Here is a 17,585-nt window from a genome sequence, read left to right on the forward strand (position 1 = left end):
CCCCTAAGCTTATTATTGGTTTTTCTCAAACAAGGCGTTCACTTCACTGGCTGTTTCCTGAATCGCTTCATCAATAGGGATTGATCCAGACAGCGCTGCTTGAATCATGTTCTGTACTTCGTTGGAAATGGCTGGGTACTGTTCGCCATATGCCCTTGCTCTGGCAAATTCCATGCTTTCAGCAAACGGCTCATACATTTCGTCTTCTTGCCAATAGGGGTCTTCGATTAAGTCTTTTCTCGCAGGCAAGTAATGTTTGTCTTTTACCATTTGCATGAGCACCTCTTCTTCTTGCATAAACATGATCACATCCCACGCTTCTTGAATATGCTCTGAAGAACTGCCAATCGCAAAATTTTCGCCGCCAATGACGGTTGCCTGTGCCTCAGCCGCTGGGAGAGGGACTACGCCCCAATCAAATTCAAGCGAATCGCGAAATTGCTCCACTTGCCAAGTCCCATTTACCATCATCGCTGTATTCCCATTTACAAATTGCAAGGCAATATCCTGCTGATTGAGCGATAGAACTTCACGGGACATGTAACCGCTATCAATAAACTCTTTCCAAAGCGCAAGTGCCTCTCTCGTTGCCTCGCTATCCAACTGGTGCAAATCCCCGCCTGCCTGCCATAAAAAAGGGAGAAATTGAAAGGCGCCTTCCTCGCTGCGAACAGCAGCTACAGAAAATGGGTAACCGTCCGTCGTACCTGCCAGATGAGGAACAGCCTCCTTCAACTCATCCCATGTCTTAGGCGGTTTGACTCCCGCTTCTTCTAGCAAGTCGTTGTTGTAAAAAAGGGCTAAATTGTTGCTTCCAAATGGAATGCCAAAATTCCGTCCTTGGTACATCGTTGATTCCCACGGGCCTTCAAAATACTGGTCTGCTTCTCCCCATTGCTCAACCAATTCTGTCAGATCAGCTGTTGCCCCAGCAGCTGAAAGCGCTTGATGGTTCGGATTATCTACGATCATAATATCTGGAAGTTCCCCGCCAACCATCGCCAAGAGAAGCTTCCGTTGCATTTCTGAAAAAGGGACAGACACGCGTTCAATCTTGACATCAGGATGGGCTTCCTCATATTTGGCAATGGCATCGATGACTGATTTTTCTGTGCCATCCCTGCCATATGTATCCCACCATGACAAAGTCGTTTGCTCCTTCGAGGCTGTTTCGTTACAGGCGGCAACGCCAAGCGCCAGTGAACATGCCAGCATGAACGCAAATGCTTTTTTCATAAAGAAACACTCCCTGTTTAACGAGTATCAAGCCGTTTTCAACAAGTCCATTTCTTTCCTGACTTTGCCGCTTCAATCGCTGCCCACGTCAATTCGAGGCTTTTCACATTATCTTCAATTGACGTAGGTGGGACTGTATCATGGTGAATAGCGGCAACAAATGCATCAAGCGACAATAGTCGGTCTGGCAACAAACTCGTTTTAAGTTGAATCTCCGTTGGTTCATCTTCTTCTGCTTTATACACGTAAACGCGGTCGTCGACTAGTTCAATTGCCCCTTTTTCACCTACGAGACGCAATTCTCCATTCCAAGGGGTTTTACGCCCCTTTCCAGCCCATCTACCGGTATAGCTTATTCGCACTTCCTCTTCAAACAGGATCTCAACATGGGCATTAGGCATGCCTTTAAACCAGCTCCATGATGGGCGGAAGCTTGCTGCTGTCACTTCAACCGCCTCTTTTTCTAGCAGAAAACGGAGAATGTCAAAATGGTGGATCGCCATGTCTTGCAAAAGAATATCAGCATATTCGTCCCTCCAGCCGCCAAAACGAGTGGCGCGGTTAAAATAGTAATCCCCATACTCCACCTTTCCAATCACCTGTTGATCGAGTAGCTCTTTAATCGTCTGGATTTGCGGGTGGTAGCGATAATTTTGGCTAACCATTACTTTTTGCGCGTGTGCGTTCGTAAATGCCAGTAATGCTTTTCCTTCCTCGAGCGTATCTGTCAATGGTTTTTCCATCATGACATGAAGCTTCGCTTTGATGGCTGTCTTCGCCAAATCGGCATGAGTAGTTGGTGGCGTCACAATTAACACAAAGTCGGCTTCTACTTTCTCGATTGCTTCTGCTAGACTGTCAAATGATAAAACACTGCGATTTGCCCGTTTCAATGCCGCTTGCACATTCGTCTCGAGTGGATCGACAATGGCTACTACCTCTGCTTGCTGGTAAGATTGGAGCAGTTCAAACCAAGAAAGTCCAAACCCCCCTACTCCAACTTGAATCGCTTTTAACATGTTCCCTCAACCTCCATTTTTCAGTCAATTGATTATCGATAATCAAAACAAAGTAAAGAAACAACTTAATCATTGGAATATCACAACCCAATGATTAAGTATAGTACGAGGCATTGTTTTTCATGACAATTTCCAGTTTCGTAATCGTTGATTGTTTAGCGTCTTCGTCCTCGAGCACCATCAAAGAAAACAATTTTTTGATTGCTAGGTATCCTTGGCTGACTGGGTCTTGAGTAATCGTTGCGGCAATCATTTGCGTACGAAGATGCTTATAGATCAAATCATTCATATCGTGGCCAACCAATGCTGCCACTTGATGCTTAGGGTATTTTGAAAAAAACTCGGCCACATTCCCTAACTCTGCTGTAGCTACATACAACCCATCCAAACCAGCCATTTCTTTCTGCCATTGCTGTCCTGGCTGGAAGGGCAAGTCACTTTCTCCAAGGCGAACCGCCTTACACAGCTCCAGCCTAAATTCCTCTAGGCCTTCACGAAAACCTTGTAGTTTTTCCCGCGCTTGGTAATCATGATTTCCGCCTAGCAGCACGCCAACCTTTCCTTGCGCTGGAACCAGCTTCGCCACTAATTCAGCAGCTAACCTTCCTGACGAGTAATAATCGCAGCCAACATAAAATAACCGCCCACTGTTTTGTGCGTCCACATTAAACGTACAAATAGGCTTTTTACTCGCTTTTAAATACGGGGAAATCGCATCGCCAAGGGCAGCTATTGCAACAGCATCAATGGTGTCATCTGCCAATATTTCTTGAATCCGTTCAGGTGATTCCGTAAATGCTTCAACCGGGAGGCGAAAACGATGGACTGTGACGCCGTAGTCCCGCAGTTCTAATTCAGCTTGGCCAATGCCTGTCTCGATTTGCTCCCAAAAGTAAGCCGGATATTCTTTGTAAACGACAGCGACATGAAAGGTTACTTTTCGTGAGAGGATGCTGGCCATCCGGTTAGGAACATAGCCCATTTCCTCCGCTTTTTCCAATACGCGCTTGCGCATTTTTTCACTGACATTGGCGCGATTGTTCAGAACTCTATCTACTGTAGCAATTGAAACGCCTAGTTGTTTCGATATTTCTTTTGCTGTGACTTTCATTTCTTCCCTCTTCGTTTTGATTATCGTAAGTCAATTGTAAGATTATTAAAATCATACATGTAAACGTTTTAAAAAACAAGCATAAAATTTTATGACACAATCAACGCCTGGCGTAACAGCCTGGCGTAACCAGGCGTTGTTCTCGGAAACGATCTTCTTTTATAAAAAAAAGAAATAAGCCGTTAAATCCGTAATCTTTCCTTTTTCATTGAGTGTATATAGGTCACAAAACGCCGCTTTCCTTTTCGTTCCTGTTTTATCTGGGCACAGCATCGTTCCTTCGATGGCTGCAGTACGGCCAGAAGCAATGATCCGTTTTGTCGTGTATTCTTCGCTCACAACCCCTACTACTGATTCCAGCCTTTTGGCGACCTCCTGCTTCCCCTCAATAACGGAGTCACCTACCATTTCCCACCGGATGTCTTCGGCCGCATGGCTAAGAATAAAATCAACGTCCCCTTTGGCGAATGCCTCATTTAAATCTGCATACAATTGCGTAAACTGTGTTTGTTCTGTTTTCAAGTCATTGCCTCCTTAAATCAAGTTACACTCATCTTACCAAATGGAACAAACAGCCGTTTCTCACCAATTGCGCTGTTTAAGAAGAAAATGGTTCATCAATAATGGCAAGGAAATCAAGATTGGCGGATCATCCTGTTTAGGAGGGTGAAGTTGTAGGCGAATCCCCTCTACTGCGGCAAATGGCCGCATGACAATCGCTGTCTTTAGGCGGCCGCGCAATGTTTGCTGCGGGAGTAGAAAGTCTTTGCCTTCCATCCCCCATGAAACGGCTGTTGCCAGCAAATAATACGTCCCAGGGGCAACATTCACAAAGCAAAAATCGTCGCTGCCAGAGAGCAACGTACCGTAACGTGGCAACCCTTCAGGGATCGGTTTTGAGAATAAGCCGACTAACACAACACCTGAAAACGGCGAACCGGCTGTAACAGTCCCGCTTACGCTATTTATCGGAGGGGCAGCCGCTCGTGTCGCGTGCCACTTTTGCAGCCTTTGCAAAGCTTGTAAATGTCCTTCCGCACTTGCTAATGATTCACGGAAACGGCCAGGGCTCACCCCTACTCGTTCAGTAAAGCGGGTCGTAAACGTGCCAAGGCTTTGCTGGCCAATTTCTAAACCGATGTCGCGAACTCCTAAATTTGTATGGACGAGCAGACGTTTCGCTTTATCTAAACGAAGGGCAGAGACATAATAAAGCGGCGAAATCCCGATTTCATTTTTGAATTTTCGGACAAAATGATACGGACTATATCCGACATGTTTGGCGATCACGTTTAAGCGAAGCGATTCATGGAGGTTTCGCTGGATAAACGAAACAGCCTCGATGATTTCCGGCGTAGGAGCTGACAACGGTTCACACCTCTTTTTCTACCATTGTACCTTGGCAGAGAGTTGCTGGCAAATCAAGCCCCGGTAGATGAAAACGGAAGAAGCTGTTCCACCGAAATGGAACAGCGAGATCGCTAATTTGTCCCGTTTCTACTGGCTGTTATTTTCAGCACGCTCTACAATCATGTCAGCAATTAAATCGATTTGGCCACGGACAGAAATCGGGTCATACGGATAAAATGTATCGAAATCATTTATAAACACACGATTGTTTTTGACTGCCTCAAGCCCTTGCCAGATAGGGGAAGACTCCATCTCAGGAAGCTTGCTGTCCCCTTCAGGATGGTAGTCGGTAATAAACATGTAATCAGCTGCGTAATCAGGAATGACTTCCGTAGACAATTGTTTCATTTCCCCTGTTTTGATTACTTCTTCGTCAATCGCTTTCGGCGCCTTTAAACCAAGCGCATTGTAAATGACTTGCCCGCCACGGCCGGCGTTGTCATTGAATACCCAGAAATCGCCTTTGTCCGTCAATTCATAAATGCCAAATGTCGCATCGTCTTCGACTACTTCCTGTACGCGAGCTCGAGCCGCTTCCGCCTCTTCATTAAAACTGTCGAGAAATTGAGCCGCTTCTGCTTCGGCATTTGCTAGTTCGCCAAACAGTTGCAACGATTCTTCAACATTTTTAGCCGTATTGTATGGAATGACTACGGTTGGCGCAATTTGAGAAAGCTTCTCGTATTGTTCTTCGTCCATCACAACAATTAAGTCAGGTTCAAGCGCAAGAACCTCTTCTGTATGAATCGGATCACCCACATCCTTTATATTTTTAAGCTCTTCTTCAATAAACGGGTTCGAAAAACTCCAAGAACCTGCCCCGACCACATTCGCACCAACGGCTAAAAACTCGCCAGCATAAAAATCAGTGACAATTCTTTCTGGATTTTCAGGTATGTTTATTTCTTCCCCATTAGGAGCCGTAAACGCCCGCGTCTCTCCACTCGTAGTTGCGTCGTTTTGATTATCGCTAGGCTCCTCGCCTTCATTTGAACTTGTACCACAGCCTCCAAGCAAAAGTACAGTTGCAAGGAAAGAACTGAAAATAACAGGAACCTTCATGAACCAAGTACCTCCATATGTTTATTTGCAAATGAAAATCATTATCACCAACACTATAGCAGCAGCAAAGCAAAGCGTCAACAGCAATTGAAGTCGCAAACAACCTTTGGTTAGACGTTGATAAACGTTCAATGTTAGACTATTGAAAAAAGACAAGGAGTGTTTCAGATGATTCCCACTGTCACACTGAAAGATGGGCTGCAGTTGCCAGCTATTGGCTTTGGCACGTATGCGTTGAATGGAGCAGCAGGCGTCAATGCAATGGTGAGCGCGATTGATATTGGCTATCGTCTGCTAGATTCTGCCTTCAACTACGAGAATGAGGGAGCTGTCGGAGAAGCGATTCGGCGTAGTTCTGTCCCAAGGGCACAGTTGCGCGTCACTTCAAAGCTACCAGGGCGGCGACAAGCATATGCGCAAGCGATCGTGACCATTCAAGAATCTTTGTTGCGCGCAAGATTGGACTATTATGACCTATACTTGATCCATTGGCCAAACCCAAAAACCGACTTATATGTAGAAGCATGGCAAGCATTAATCGATGCCCAAAAATGGGGGCTTATTCGCTCAATTGGAGTATGTAACTTTTTGCCAGAGCATTTAGAGCGATTAGAACGGGAAACAGGCGTCATGCCAAGCATTAACCAAATTGAACTTCACCCTTATTTTTCTCAGGAAAGCCAACGTGTTTGGGATAACAATCATCATATTGTTACCGAATCATGGAGCCCTCTCGGCCGCGCTAGCAGCGTTTTGCAAGACAAAGTGATTAAACAGATTGCGGCTACGCACAGAAAAAGCGTCTCACAAATTATATTGCGCTGGCACGTACAGCTTGGGGCAATTCCGTTGCCAAAATCGGCTTCACCTGAACGCCAACTTGAAAACATAGCGATTTTCGATTTTTCCCTAAGCACGGAAGAAATGGAGCAAATAAACAAATTAACAAAAGCCGACGGCCGCATTCAAAACCAGGATCCTGCCGAATATGAAGAATTTTAACGATTAGACAAAAAATGGTAGAGCGGGACGTAACGAATACACGTAGTTTCATAAGCAAGCATATGATCGAGGCAAATGCCGAGCATACCCTTGTCCACAGGCTAACACGAGTACAGTAAATGTACTCGTGTTGCTTCATGAAAGCGCTTGACTATTTATTATAACGCTCCCATACTAAACTTAGGAAAGTGTGTTTTAGGGGGAATGACGCGATTGAACAAACCAACCATTAAAGATGTAGCCAAAGAAGCAGGCGTTTCGATTGCCACTGTTTCCCGCGTATTAAACAACGGAATTGGCTATTCTATAAAAACAAAACAACATGTGCTAAAAACAATCGAAGAAATGGGTTATTCCCCAAATGCGATTGCCCGCGGCCTCATTAATAAGCAAAGCAATACGATTGGCGTTTTGTTTCCAGAAATATCAGGACTTGTCAGCGCTGAAATTCTTCAAGGAATAGAGGAAGCTGCACATGCGAGAGGGAAAAGCATTGTCATTTGCAATACAGCCTCTAGCGGCCATAAAACAAAAGAATACTTAAAGTTGTTGCAAGAAAAACAAGTAGACGGCATTTTATTTGCAAGCCAACTGCTAACATTGGAATATGTGGCAATCGTCCGCAAAATGGGCGTGCCTGTTGTCACCGTATCTGCTTATTCGGAAGACCCAACGATACCAGCTGTCCAAGTCGACAATGAAACGGCAGCTTATGATGCGGTCTGTTATTTCATTCAGCAAGGCCATACAGAGATCGGTATGATTAGCGGAAACCCGTCTGATTTGTTGGCTGGAGCGCCACGAATGGCCGGTTACAAACGGGCGCTCAAGGAAGCGGGAATTGCTTATGTGCCTACGAAAGTTGCCTGGGACAAAGGGTTCTATTTTGAAGATGGGCAGAAAGCCTTTCAACGGCTTTACACCGATCATCCGAATTTGACAGCTATCTTTTCGGCAAGCGATGAACTCGCGATCGGTGCCATGTCCGCCGCTACTGCAAAAGGGCTTCGCATTCCGGAAGATCTTTCTGTTATCGGCTTTGATGGCACCAAGCTCGCAAAAATGGCCGTTCCTCCTTTAACAACCGTTTCGCAACATTTTTTTAGCATGGGCAAAACGGCTGCTAACTTGCTGTTTGATTCAATCGCAACCGGGCAAGCAAGTTCAGGACGCATCATCCGACATGAACTCATCAAAAGGCACTCCGTCCAGATGCCCTCATCCACTAAAACGATGGATTAAACACGCTCTTTAAAGGGTTTTTAAGACTATTCAGGAATGCCCTGATAAAGTCGTGATCTCGTCTTCTGTCTTTTTCTCGATCGATTGCTCATAATTTGCAGTCTGAGCTGCCAATTGTTCGATCGCAGCTGCAGCTGATGAGACAACCGCTTTCATTTGTTCAGCTATCGATACATGCAATTGGCTAACATTGCTTTGAATTTCGCCAAAGTGGGCTTCATTTGTTTGCCCAAAATGGAGAATCTGTTCGAAGCATGTCTCCATCGTTTCCATACTAGAGATTCCTTGTTCAACAGCTTGGACAACTTCCGAAATCGAATGTTCAACAAGCTTTCTTTGGGCATGGACGTCTGAAACTAAACTGGCTACGTGGCCACTTGAGTCTTTGGTTTTTATTGCCAATTTGCGGACTTGGTCTGCTACCACGGCAAACCCTCTTCCGTAGTCTCCCGCTTGTGCCGCCTCAATGCTCGCATTTAGAGACAATAGTGTCGTTTGGTCTGCGATTTGCTTAACAATCGCAACAACTTCCTCAAATTGTGTAGATAACGTCGTCAATTCATTCATGCTAGCTTCAATTTGTTTTATACATGCTTGGATGTGGTCCATATGGCCGCTCTGCCTGTCCACTTGCAGCTGGCCACTTTTGGAAGCATCTAATGAGCGCGCGGAATGAAATTTGCCTTCGTCCGTTAATGTTTCAATTGATTGGGATTGGACAGCTGCTTTTTGGACAGATTGTTCCATTTTACCGATTAAATGCTCAATGTTTTGGAGAGCGTGGCGGACTTGCCCGATATACGTATCTTTGTGTTTCTCAAATTTTAACCGGATCCGCCGTTCTTCCTCTTCATACGCTTCTAAAACGAGCTGTTGTTCAAAGTTGATAAACTTCCCAACTGCGCAAAAAGCAAGAAATTGTTCATTGCCACTTTTGAAGTGTTTGACGATCATCCGCTGTAGTTCTAGTTGCAAGTTGTGAAAAGCGCCGATGTACCACTTGGTTTTAAGGCCAATTCGAACATGGGTTTGTGCGATCCGTTTACGCTTAGCAAAAAAAGCGGCATCCACCTTTCCTTCAAACATTTCTAAAATATGCTGCTTTAATGTTTGTTTTAACGCGTCAATGCTGCTATGAGTCGTTACTAACTGCCGTAAATGGGGCTGTTCAAGCAATTTCTCGTAAAAGGCTTCAGTAATCGGTGCAATATGTTCGTTTACAAGTGGATACAAGAGATGTATATATTCGAGATCACTTGCATGTAAATCGATAAACCCAATTTGTTTTTGGCAGTCACTTTCATCCAGTTCGATTTTAATAGGTTCTGGCTCCCTTTTCACTTGCTCGTTCTCCTGTTTGTTTGCTTTTCTTAAAAACAACAGTCTGCCCCCTTCTTATTTGCACACTTTTCTTTTTTATCGGCAGCCAGTTTTTTCCGTTTAGCTTTGATGAATGATTGCTTATCGTGTATGCTTGTTTTGTTTGCAAAACCTTTAGCGAAAGGAGCACATAAGCCATGGATCCAAACGAACTCGTTGCCAAAGTAGGCGAACAACTAAAAGCTGTGCCCGGAATTGTTGGCACCGTTCTTGGTGGTTCTCGCGCGCGAGGCACCCACAGCGCCAATTCTGACATCGATATCGGCATCTATTATGATCTCAGCCAAGGATTTACGACCGAACAGCTTGACCGGTCTGTCCGGGCTTTACAAGATTGTAACGAAGAGGAGCGTGTCGTTACCGCTATTGGGGAGTGGGGAGAGTGGGTGAATGCTGGTGCCTGGCTTGTTATTAATAGCTATCACGTGGATCTAATATTACGTGACATCACACGGGTCGAACAAGCCATTGCCGATTGCCGTAACGGAGCCGTCACGATGCATTACCAAACGGGACATCCACACGGCTATGCCAATGCTATGTATATGGGTGAACTGGCGATCTCCCGTATTCAAACTGATCCTTTCGGAAAACTCGCACAATTAAAAGCGTTGACTGAGCCATATCCAATAAAAATGAAACAGGCGCTTATCCAGTTTTTCACGTTTGAAGCTTCATTTTCCCTCATGTTGATGGAAGCCAATGTTGATAAAAACGATTTATCATACTTGATGGGGCACGGCTACCGAGCGATAGCCTGTTTAAATCAAGTCCTCTTCGCTAAAAATGAACGATATTGCATTAATGAGAAGAAAGCCGTCATGATGATTTCATCCTTTCCACGTAAGCCGCTTCACTACACAGAACGGATTGATGAAGCAATCACTCTTCTTTCTAGTCATGCTTCCTGCTGCCAGCAAGCCATTGCCCAACTAAAGGCACTGCTGGAAGAAGTAAAAAGCCTTTAAGACGTTGATAGAAGGCGGATCGTGTATGTCTGACAATGCTCGATTTCCTGCGATAAGCATAAAGAGGTTGTCAACCTAGTCGACAACCTCGGATAGAGCTCTGTCTGCTCTATTTATGATGGCCTATCCATTAAGTGAAATTCTTCTAACAAACTTAACGTAATTTCTTTCGCGTGCGCACTTGTGCCATCTAAGTTTGTCACAAACGCATACGTGCCATTGCTAGATTCAATAAAACCGACATACCAGCCAACGTCTGGCCCTTGCCCCGTTTTCCCATAAAGGGTAAAATGGTCGCCTTCCTCCTCCATCATCATACGTTTTACTGTTTTCATTGCATCTTTTGAAAATGGAAGTACTTCGTAGTATAAATTGTGGATAAAGTCAGCTTGCTCAAGAGGAGTAATCTCAAGTGAACTGCTTAGCCAAAATTGGTCAATGCCACCCGTGATATCGCGATTGCCGTAAGAAATGGCATCAAGCCATTTTTGCATTTGTTCTTCGCCAATATCCCTGGCAAGCGCTTGGTAATACCAAACGACAGAATGCCTCAATCCAGATCCAAGTGTGTGATCCTTATTCCAGACGTCGAGCTCTCTTTCAATGCCGTCCCAGTACTTTATATCGTATTCATCTTCCACTGCCCCCGTTTCCAAGCCAATTAGGGCATTTGCGACTGTAAAAGTCGACTGTGGCGGAAATGCTTTTTCTGCTCTCTCGTGGTTGTACACAAATGTACGGTCCTGCTGTAAATCGTGAAGAACAAAAGTGCCATCATGGCCAGAAAAATATTCCTCCGCTTCAATCTCCTCTAGTTTCGGAATCTCTTTTGCAAATGTTGGTTCATCTGCTGGAACACCTTCGCCTATAAACGCTACTACACCAGCTAAACCTAAAACACTCGCTGCCATTATTGCCTTCTTCATTGCTTTCACCTCATCTTCTTCCTCGAGCATAGCAAAAAGCCACTTCTTTTAACATGGCATGAAGATGATGCTTTCCTGACGTTTCCCTAATAATGTTCAGAATCTTGAGATGTCCGATTCAACCTTTCTTTGAGCGACCTTCCCCTAAATCCAGCATATAGCCGTACCTTGGTATTGTCACAATCATGCTGCTGTATGCGCCTAGCTTTTTCCTAAGTCGATAAACGAGTGCATTCACTTCTTCCTTCTCAACATCAGGCACCGTTCCTCCTTGTACGGCCAAACGCTCAGGCCAAACATTGGCTTTCAATTCTTCATAACTGACGGCGCGGTTGCGATGATCATATAGGCAAAACAGCAATTCAATATGTTTGCCGCTCAATGCTAAGCGCTTGCCATCGACAATGACTTGCCGCTTCGTCTTGTGTACAACTAAACGATGGTCAATGACGGCATCTAATTCTCGCGTTTGTTCTTGGCGTTGTTCGCTTCCATGCAAAAATGTCAGCTCCACTACCCCTTTTGCCAATGTGATCGAATCACTATGGTGTAGGGGAAAAGGCTTGCCTGCTGGTATTGACAACCGATTCACTTCGACGCCATGCTTGCTATTCAAGTCTGTTATTGTATAATCGCCATCTTTTTCTTCTATTAAAGCATGCTTGCGTGAAATATAAGGATCAGCAAAGCCAATATCGACAGAAGGGCCTGCCCGGCCAATGAGCATTCGACCTCCGCGAACAAAAAGCTGCTCGCCGCTTGGAAAACCTTGCCCTTTAATGATTTGGATGGCGGTTTTCTGCATCCCTTTTCCTCCTTTTTTACGATCACTCTTTCCTTATCATAATCGACTTCCACTTATTTAGAAAGACAACGAGCTTTGGCCGTGTATAATAAGGGAGACAAGGGAGACAACCATTTATATGAAAAAGGAGCATAATATGAGTTTTATCCGCCAACAATTCAACGATGATGCCAGCCAAACAAAGGCGCTCAATGGCATCCAGCCGAACAAACTTGCAGCCCGCCTCACCGCCCTATCGCAAATTGGCCGTACGAAAACAGGAGGGGTGACGAGGCTTGCTTATACCAACGAAGAAGCACACGCAAAACGCCTGCTGACGCAATGGGGGACACGCATTGGGCTGACAATGCGAGAGGACGAGGTTGGAAACCTTATTGGCCGGCTCGAAGGAACACAGCCTGATCTAGGAGCCGTAGCGACAGGTTCTCATATTGATACCGTTGTCAATGGCGGAGCGTTCGATGGCGCTCTCGGCGCGGTCGCTTCCCTATGTGCAATTGAATCGCTTCTAGAAGACGGCAAGTCATTTCCTCGCCCGTTGGAATGGATTATTTTTGTGAACGAGGAAGGATCTCGATTTCCAACTGGCATTTATGGCTCACAAGTGATGATGGGCGAATTTACTGAGGCTGATCTTGAGCGCTACGCTGACAAAGATGGCGTGACGTTAGTAGATGCCTTAAAAAATCAAGGGTTTGACCCACACAAACTAGCAAAAGCCCATCGTCAGCACAAAGACTTTTATGCCTTCATCGAATTGCATATCGAGCAAGGCAAACGGTTAGAAAAAGCAAATATTCCGATTGGTGTCGTTAGCGGGATTGCGGGCCCGCTATGGCTTCAGGGCACATTTAAAGGTGAAAGCGACCACGCCGGGAATACGCCGATGGGCATGCGCAAGGACGCAGCTGTCGCTGGAGCGGAATGGCTGGTCGCGATTGAAAGCCTCCCTGCCCAGTTTAGCCAAACGGCTGTTGCTACCGTTGGCCAACAAACGGTATATCCGAATACGCCGAATGTTATTAGCGGTGAAGCAACACTTACCGTTGACATTCGCGACATTGAGCTCACACAACGCAACCGCTTAGTGGAAGCCATTCAAGCGGCCGGGTTGGAGATTGCTGCCAAACGTGGACTGGACTTTTCTTATCAAGTATTAACTGATATTGCCCCTGTTCCCATTTCTGCTTTTATTCAAGAGACGATTAAAACAAGTGGGGAAAAACTAGGCTTGCCTACGATGACTCTCCCTAGCGGTGCTGGGCATGATGCGATGATTATCGGCCGCCATGTCCCCCATACAGGCATGATTTTTGTACCGAGCGTTGACGGCAGAAGCCATTGTCCAGAGGAGTTTACCTCACTTGATGACTGTGTAAAAGGCACAGCCGTATTAAAGGACGTACTTGCCCAATTGTTGACCTCTATCAACTAAAACAGAAAAACAAATAGGAGATAAATTGGGAGCCAAGCACTTGAATCGCCAGTAAGTTTATTGAGCTTACTGGCGGTTGCCTTATAAATGTTCAGACTCCGTGCCATTAGCTAAAAAGAAACGAATCGCTTCTCCGATCAGTGTAGGCAATACACTCATATGTCCCGCTTCTGGTACAGAGAAAAAAGTGGATTGAATGTTGGATGCATTCCTTGTTAAACGTGCATGGAGAGCGATCGCATCTTCGACCATATGGGATTTTTCTTTTTCTCCTACACTAAGCAGTAGCTTTTTCATGGGCGCTGCAGCATCGTGTTTTCCCGCTAAATACGCGGCTGCCACGTCTTGAATATAGCGGTTTTTCCACCAAACCGACGGACTTCCTGCTATATACGTGTCAAACAAGTGGTTTCTCGTAAATAATGTATGAAGAACGCAAAGCCCGCCGAGTGAATGCCCGAAAAATGCTCGTTTTGTTGGATCAAGGGGATATTTTCGCTCTAGCTCAGGCATTACCTGTTCTTCCAACATAGAAAGGAAAACGTCTACCCCGCCTGATGGTGGCCAAGGTTCGCCATGTTTGCTTGTGCCAACCTCTTCTTGTGTAGCAGAAACGGTATAATCAAAAAAGCGCCTTTCCTTACAAAACGGTCCATCGGTGTCATAACCAATGGCGACAACAGCCGCGGGAGAAAAACCATGTGGCGGCCGTGTCATGAGGCGAAGCGCCTCTGTCATCGAGGCAAATACTGCATTGCCATCGAGCAAATACAACACAGGGAATCCACCTTCAGGTGCCTGTTCTGATGGCACCGATACAAATAGGACGTGTTCGCTGCCATTTGCTTTTAAAACCCACTTATCGCTATGAGGCAATACGTATGCCCCAGCATTGCTTAGCATGTCACCAACCTCCTTTGCCGTGCATCGATTTATTTAGCTTTTTGTGTTTGGAACAATAGAAATACAAAATAAGGGACGCCGATTATCGAAATGACAATGCCGACCGGGAGCTGTGCTGGGGAAAACATCGTTTTCGCTAGCCAATCAGCAGCGACGACGATCCCCATTCCAATAAGTCCACTAGACGGCAAAAGAAAACGATGGTGGATCCCTACAAGCCTCCTTGCTATGTGAGGGGCAAGCAAACCAACAAAGGTCATGCTTCCGGCCACGGATACACATGCGCTCACAAGGCCAACACTTAGCAAAATCAGGAGACGGCGCTCTTTTGCTAAATCAACACCAAGCCCTTTTATACTTGTATCAGCTAAGCCAAGTACGTCGAGAACTCTAGCCTTATAAAAGGCAGCAGGCGTCAATAAAAAAATCCACGGCAGCACTGTGACGACATGTTTCCAATTGGCGCTATAGACGCTGCCTGCCAACCAAACAGCAGCCGCTTCGTAATCTCTAGGATTCATTTTAAGTGAGAAAAACAGCGTGAGCGCTCCAAATCCAGCCGAAACGGCGATGCCTGTCAATATAAATGTTTGCGGATCGAGCCGGCCCTTTTCCATTGCAAATGCGAGAATAAAAACGATGGCAAGCAAACCGCCACACCAGGCAAATACTGGCATTGCCAGCACGCTTAGCCAATTGACAGTAGACAGCTGCCCTTGAAAGAAGAACATAAAACAAACAACAGCCGCCCCTGCCCCGGCATTAATGCCTATAATGCCGGGGTCAGCCAATGGATTTCGCGTGATGCCTTGCAAAATTGCCCCTGCAAGGCCAAGCCCAAATCCGACAACCGCCCCAATCACAATGCGAGGCAAGCGGAATTCAAAGACAACAAGGTCGAAGCGCGTATTTTCTTCAAGCCGAAATAACGTCTTGAACGTTTCCGTAAGCGTTAATTCATATGACCCACTCGTTAAATGAAGATAGACGGCGACGATGAGCAGTGTAGCTGCCCCAACTAGAAACAATCCAAAGCGCTTTCGATCAGAGGGCATGCCTTTTCCCTCCTTTGGTTTTAATTAAGTACAAGAGAAAAGGCACGCCAACGAAAGATGTCATTATGCCAACAGGCGTTTCAAACGGAAAATGGACGAGGCGGCTCGCTACATCACAAAGAGGCAAAAACATCGCTCCTAATACGGCAGATGCAGGAATGATTTTTCTGTAATCATACCCAAATAGAAACCGGGCAATATGGGGAATGGCTAGGCCTACAAAAGCAATTTTCCCTGCCAAGGCAACCGATATGCCGGTTAAAATGACAACGGCTAAAAACGCTAAACGTTTAATCAAGCGAGTGCGCTGTCCGATACCCGCCGATACTTCATCGCCTAAAGCAAGCGCTGTAATTTGCCGCGCCAAAGACAGCGCTAATAGGGTGCCTACGACACAGAATGGGAGCGCCAACACCAGTAAAGATGGTTCCATTTGATGAAGCCTGGCGCTATACCAAAAGCTCACGTTTTGAGAGACTTGGAAATAGACAGCAATCGCTTGGGCGACTCCTCCTAAAAACGTCCCCATAATCGTTCCTAAAATCGCAAGCCGGACAGGGGAAAAACCATGTGGCAAGAGCGAGGCAACCCCAAAAACTGCCCCTGCTCCTACAGCAGAGCCAACTAGGGAAAACAAGATCATTTCGAGCCCCGACGCCCCCGGAAGCCATACCATTAAGACCGTAATCATAAACAGCGAACCATCAGTTACCCCCATAATGGACGGGGAAGCTAAATAGTTCCGCGTAATGCCTTGCATCAACGCCCCTGAGACCGCGAGGCTGGCGCCAATGAGTGCTGCTCCGGCAAAGCGTGGCAAGCGCGTACGCCATACTACTTGATGGTCCGTATTGCCAGGGTCAAACTGAAACAGCGCTTGTATGACCGTGCGCCACTCCATTGACTTCGCGCCAATGGCAAGTGAACACCATCCGATCGCTGCTATGAGAACGACAAACCCAATGGCGAGAACTATTGCGTTTCGCCTTGCTGGTCGGAAGGCGTCGCCGTTAATCGACAAGGAGATCAACAGCCTCGTTTAAAAACTCGATCCTGCTCCAAGACGGACCTCCTTCAGACAATGGGTCCACAACATTCACAAATGTCCGTCCTTCAGCAAGGGCAGGGACATTTTGCAAAATTGGGTCATCCTGCAGTTGTTCAAGCAAATCCCCTTCATCTTCTGAGTTCTCTTGTGCTGCATCTTGAATAAACAAATAATCGGGATTGATTTCGGCAAGTTGCTCGGTTGAAATCAATTGTTGTGCTTCGGCAGCTTGTGTGACTTCCGGCGCCTCAATACCTAAGTCTTCATAAAGAATTGGATTGACAAATACGGTATGCGGATAAATATAAAGATCGTTATTTCGCACACGGACGGCTAAAACCGTTTGATCCTTTAACGAATCGCCAATTACTGCCTTCGCCTCTTCCAGTTCCTCGTAGTAAGCGGCAATCGATTCCTCTGCCACCTCTTGTTTGCCTGTTAGCTCCGCTAAAAAGCGAAGATTGTCTTCCCAGTCTGTTGCAATGTGTGAAATTTGCACAGTGGGCGCTATTTTTTCAAGCTCTTCAATGACTTCAGGAGGGAATTTCGTTGAAGCCAAGATGACATCTGGGTCGAGCGCCAAAATTTTTTCTACATCTGGCTCCGTCTTTTCCCCGATTGGTTCTGTTTGCCCCGTAATCGGCGCAAACATGTCAGGAAACGCACCGCCAATGGTCATAGCGCCAATTGGCTCTACATCGAGAACAAGAGCATCTTCCATAGCTTCCATCGCTCCCGTTACAACAATGCGCTCGACGTTTTCCGGCAGCACATAGTCTTGGCCAAGGTACGAGAGCGTCTGCTCGCCATTGCCCTGTTGTTCCCCACTGTTCTCTGTCGTTCCTTCATTAGCTGGACCACTGCCCTCTGCTCCAGAACCACATGCTGTTAATGCAGCTATACTCGCCAAGGCAAGTGCCCCTAACCACCCTTTTTCCATTGTTTATAACCCCTTTCTTTATCGTCAATTAAATGAGAACGAT

Annotated in this window: 17 protein-coding genes; 4 read left to right on the plus strand and 13 right to left on the minus strand. The window is 46.0% G+C overall.

What is annotated here, in order from left to right; genetic code table 11:
* Nucleotides 1–12: 12 nt before the first annotated feature.
* The 6 genes from BUC05_RS16015 to BUC05_RS16040 form a co-directional block, all read right to left on the minus strand.
* Nucleotides 13–1,236: an ABC transporter substrate-binding protein gene (locus BUC05_RS16015; RefSeq protein WP_073305338.1), complete on the minus strand. Its 1,224-nt coding sequence runs from the start codon at nt 1,234–1,236 to the stop codon at nt 13–15.
* A 38-nt stretch (nt 1,237–1,274) separates the two neighbouring features.
* Nucleotides 1,275–2,255 (minus strand): Gfo/Idh/MocA family protein, encoded by a 981-nt coding sequence (locus BUC05_RS16020; protein WP_011248310.1) that lies wholly within the window; start codon nt 2,253–2,255, stop codon nt 1,275–1,277.
* Between the two features lie 94 nt (nt 2,256–2,349).
* Nucleotides 2,350–3,366: a LacI family DNA-binding transcriptional regulator gene (locus BUC05_RS16025; protein WP_011248311.1), complete on the minus strand. Its 1,017-nt coding sequence runs from the start codon at nt 3,364–3,366 to the stop codon at nt 2,350–2,352.
* Between the two features lie 159 nt (nt 3,367–3,525).
* On the minus strand, nt 3,526–3,888 hold the full coding sequence (locus BUC05_RS16030; RefSeq protein WP_011248312.1) for a nuclear transport factor 2 family protein: 363 nt from the start codon (nt 3,886–3,888) through the stop codon (nt 3,526–3,528).
* A gap of 60 nt (nt 3,889–3,948) precedes the next feature.
* Nucleotides 3,949–4,734, minus strand: a complete 786-nt coding sequence (locus BUC05_RS16035) for a helix-turn-helix transcriptional regulator (RefSeq protein ID WP_011248313.1) — start codon at nt 4,732–4,734, stop codon at nt 3,949–3,951.
* Nucleotides 4,735–4,863: 129 nt separating this feature from the next.
* Nucleotides 4,864–5,838 (minus strand): iron-hydroxamate ABC transporter substrate-binding protein, encoded by a 975-nt coding sequence (locus BUC05_RS16040; RefSeq protein WP_011248314.1) that lies wholly within the window; start codon nt 5,836–5,838, stop codon nt 4,864–4,866.
* A gap of 168 nt (nt 5,839–6,006) precedes the next feature.
* Between BUC05_RS16040 and BUC05_RS16045 the strand changes: the two genes are divergently transcribed.
* Together BUC05_RS16045 and BUC05_RS16050 are read left to right on the plus strand one after the other, a co-directional pair.
* On the plus strand, nt 6,007–6,840 hold the full coding sequence (locus tag BUC05_RS16045) for an aldo/keto reductase (protein WP_011248315.1): 834 nt from the start codon (nt 6,007–6,009) through the stop codon (nt 6,838–6,840).
* A 204-nt stretch (nt 6,841–7,044) separates the two neighbouring features.
* A complete protein-coding gene (locus tag BUC05_RS16050) occupies nt 7,045–8,082 on the plus strand; it encodes a LacI family DNA-binding transcriptional regulator (RefSeq protein ID WP_041824106.1) in 1,038 nt (345 codons plus the stop codon).
* Between the two features lie 30 nt (nt 8,083–8,112).
* On the opposite strand, the gene BUC05_RS16055 is transcribed toward BUC05_RS16050, so the two are convergent.
* Complete coding sequence (locus tag BUC05_RS16055) at nt 8,113–9,462, minus strand: globin-coupled sensor protein (protein ID WP_011248317.1); 1,350 nt, start codon at nt 9,460–9,462, stop codon at nt 8,113–8,115.
* Between the two features lie 137 nt (nt 9,463–9,599).
* Here BUC05_RS16055 and BUC05_RS16060 point away from each other — a divergent pair, with 137 nt between their 5' ends.
* Entirely contained in the window at nt 9,600–10,430 is an 831-nt protein-coding gene (locus tag BUC05_RS16060; protein WP_035203284.1) for a nucleotidyltransferase domain-containing protein, read from the plus strand.
* A gap of 113 nt (nt 10,431–10,543) precedes the next feature.
* Here BUC05_RS16060 and blaOXA read toward each other — a convergent pair whose 3' ends face one another.
* Both blaOXA and BUC05_RS16070 read right to left on the minus strand, forming a co-directional pair.
* Nucleotides 10,544–11,356, minus strand: a complete 813-nt coding sequence (blaOXA, locus tag BUC05_RS16065) for a class D beta-lactamase (protein WP_041824819.1) — start codon at nt 11,354–11,356, stop codon at nt 10,544–10,546.
* Nucleotides 11,357–11,474: 118 nt separating this feature from the next.
* Nucleotides 11,475–12,161, minus strand: coding sequence for an FHA domain-containing protein (locus BUC05_RS16070; RefSeq protein WP_011248320.1), 687 nt, complete (start codon nt 12,159–12,161; stop codon nt 11,475–11,477).
* 136 nt (nt 12,162–12,297) lie between these two features.
* On the opposite strand from BUC05_RS16070, the gene BUC05_RS16075 reads away from it, so the two are divergent.
* Nucleotides 12,298–13,596 carry a Zn-dependent hydrolase gene (locus BUC05_RS16075; RefSeq protein WP_011248321.1) on the plus strand — a complete coding sequence of 433 codons (1,299 nt, stop codon included), beginning with the start codon at nt 12,298–12,300 and terminating at the stop codon, nt 13,594–13,596.
* Between the two features lie 81 nt (nt 13,597–13,677).
* Here BUC05_RS16075 and BUC05_RS16080 read toward each other — a convergent pair whose 3' ends face one another.
* From BUC05_RS16080 to BUC05_RS16095, 4 genes are read right to left on the minus strand one after another with little or no spacing between them, the layout of a single operon-like run.
* Nucleotides 13,678–14,499: an alpha/beta hydrolase gene (locus BUC05_RS16080; RefSeq protein WP_011248322.1), complete on the minus strand. Its 822-nt coding sequence runs from the start codon at nt 14,497–14,499 to the stop codon at nt 13,678–13,680.
* A 29-nt stretch (nt 14,500–14,528) separates the two neighbouring features.
* Nucleotides 14,529–15,554, minus strand: a complete 1,026-nt coding sequence (locus BUC05_RS16085) for a FecCD family ABC transporter permease (RefSeq protein ID WP_073305340.1) — start codon at nt 15,552–15,554, stop codon at nt 14,529–14,531.
* A complete protein-coding gene (locus BUC05_RS16090) occupies nt 15,544–16,575 on the minus strand; it encodes a FecCD family ABC transporter permease (protein WP_170969630.1) in 1,032 nt (343 codons plus the stop codon). The genes BUC05_RS16085 and BUC05_RS16090 overlap by 11 nt, the downstream gene beginning before the upstream one ends.
* Complete coding sequence (locus tag BUC05_RS16095; RefSeq protein WP_035203294.1) at nt 16,565–17,542, minus strand: ABC transporter substrate-binding protein; 978 nt, start codon at nt 17,540–17,542, stop codon at nt 16,565–16,567. Before BUC05_RS16095 ends, BUC05_RS16090 begins: the two co-directional genes overlap by 11 nt.
* Nucleotides 17,543–17,585: the final 43 nt, after the last annotated feature.

The sequence above is a fragment of the Shouchella rhizosphaerae genome, from assembly GCF_900142675.1.
Lineage (GTDB): Bacteria > Bacillota > Bacilli > Bacillales > Bacillaceae_D > Shouchella > Shouchella rhizosphaerae.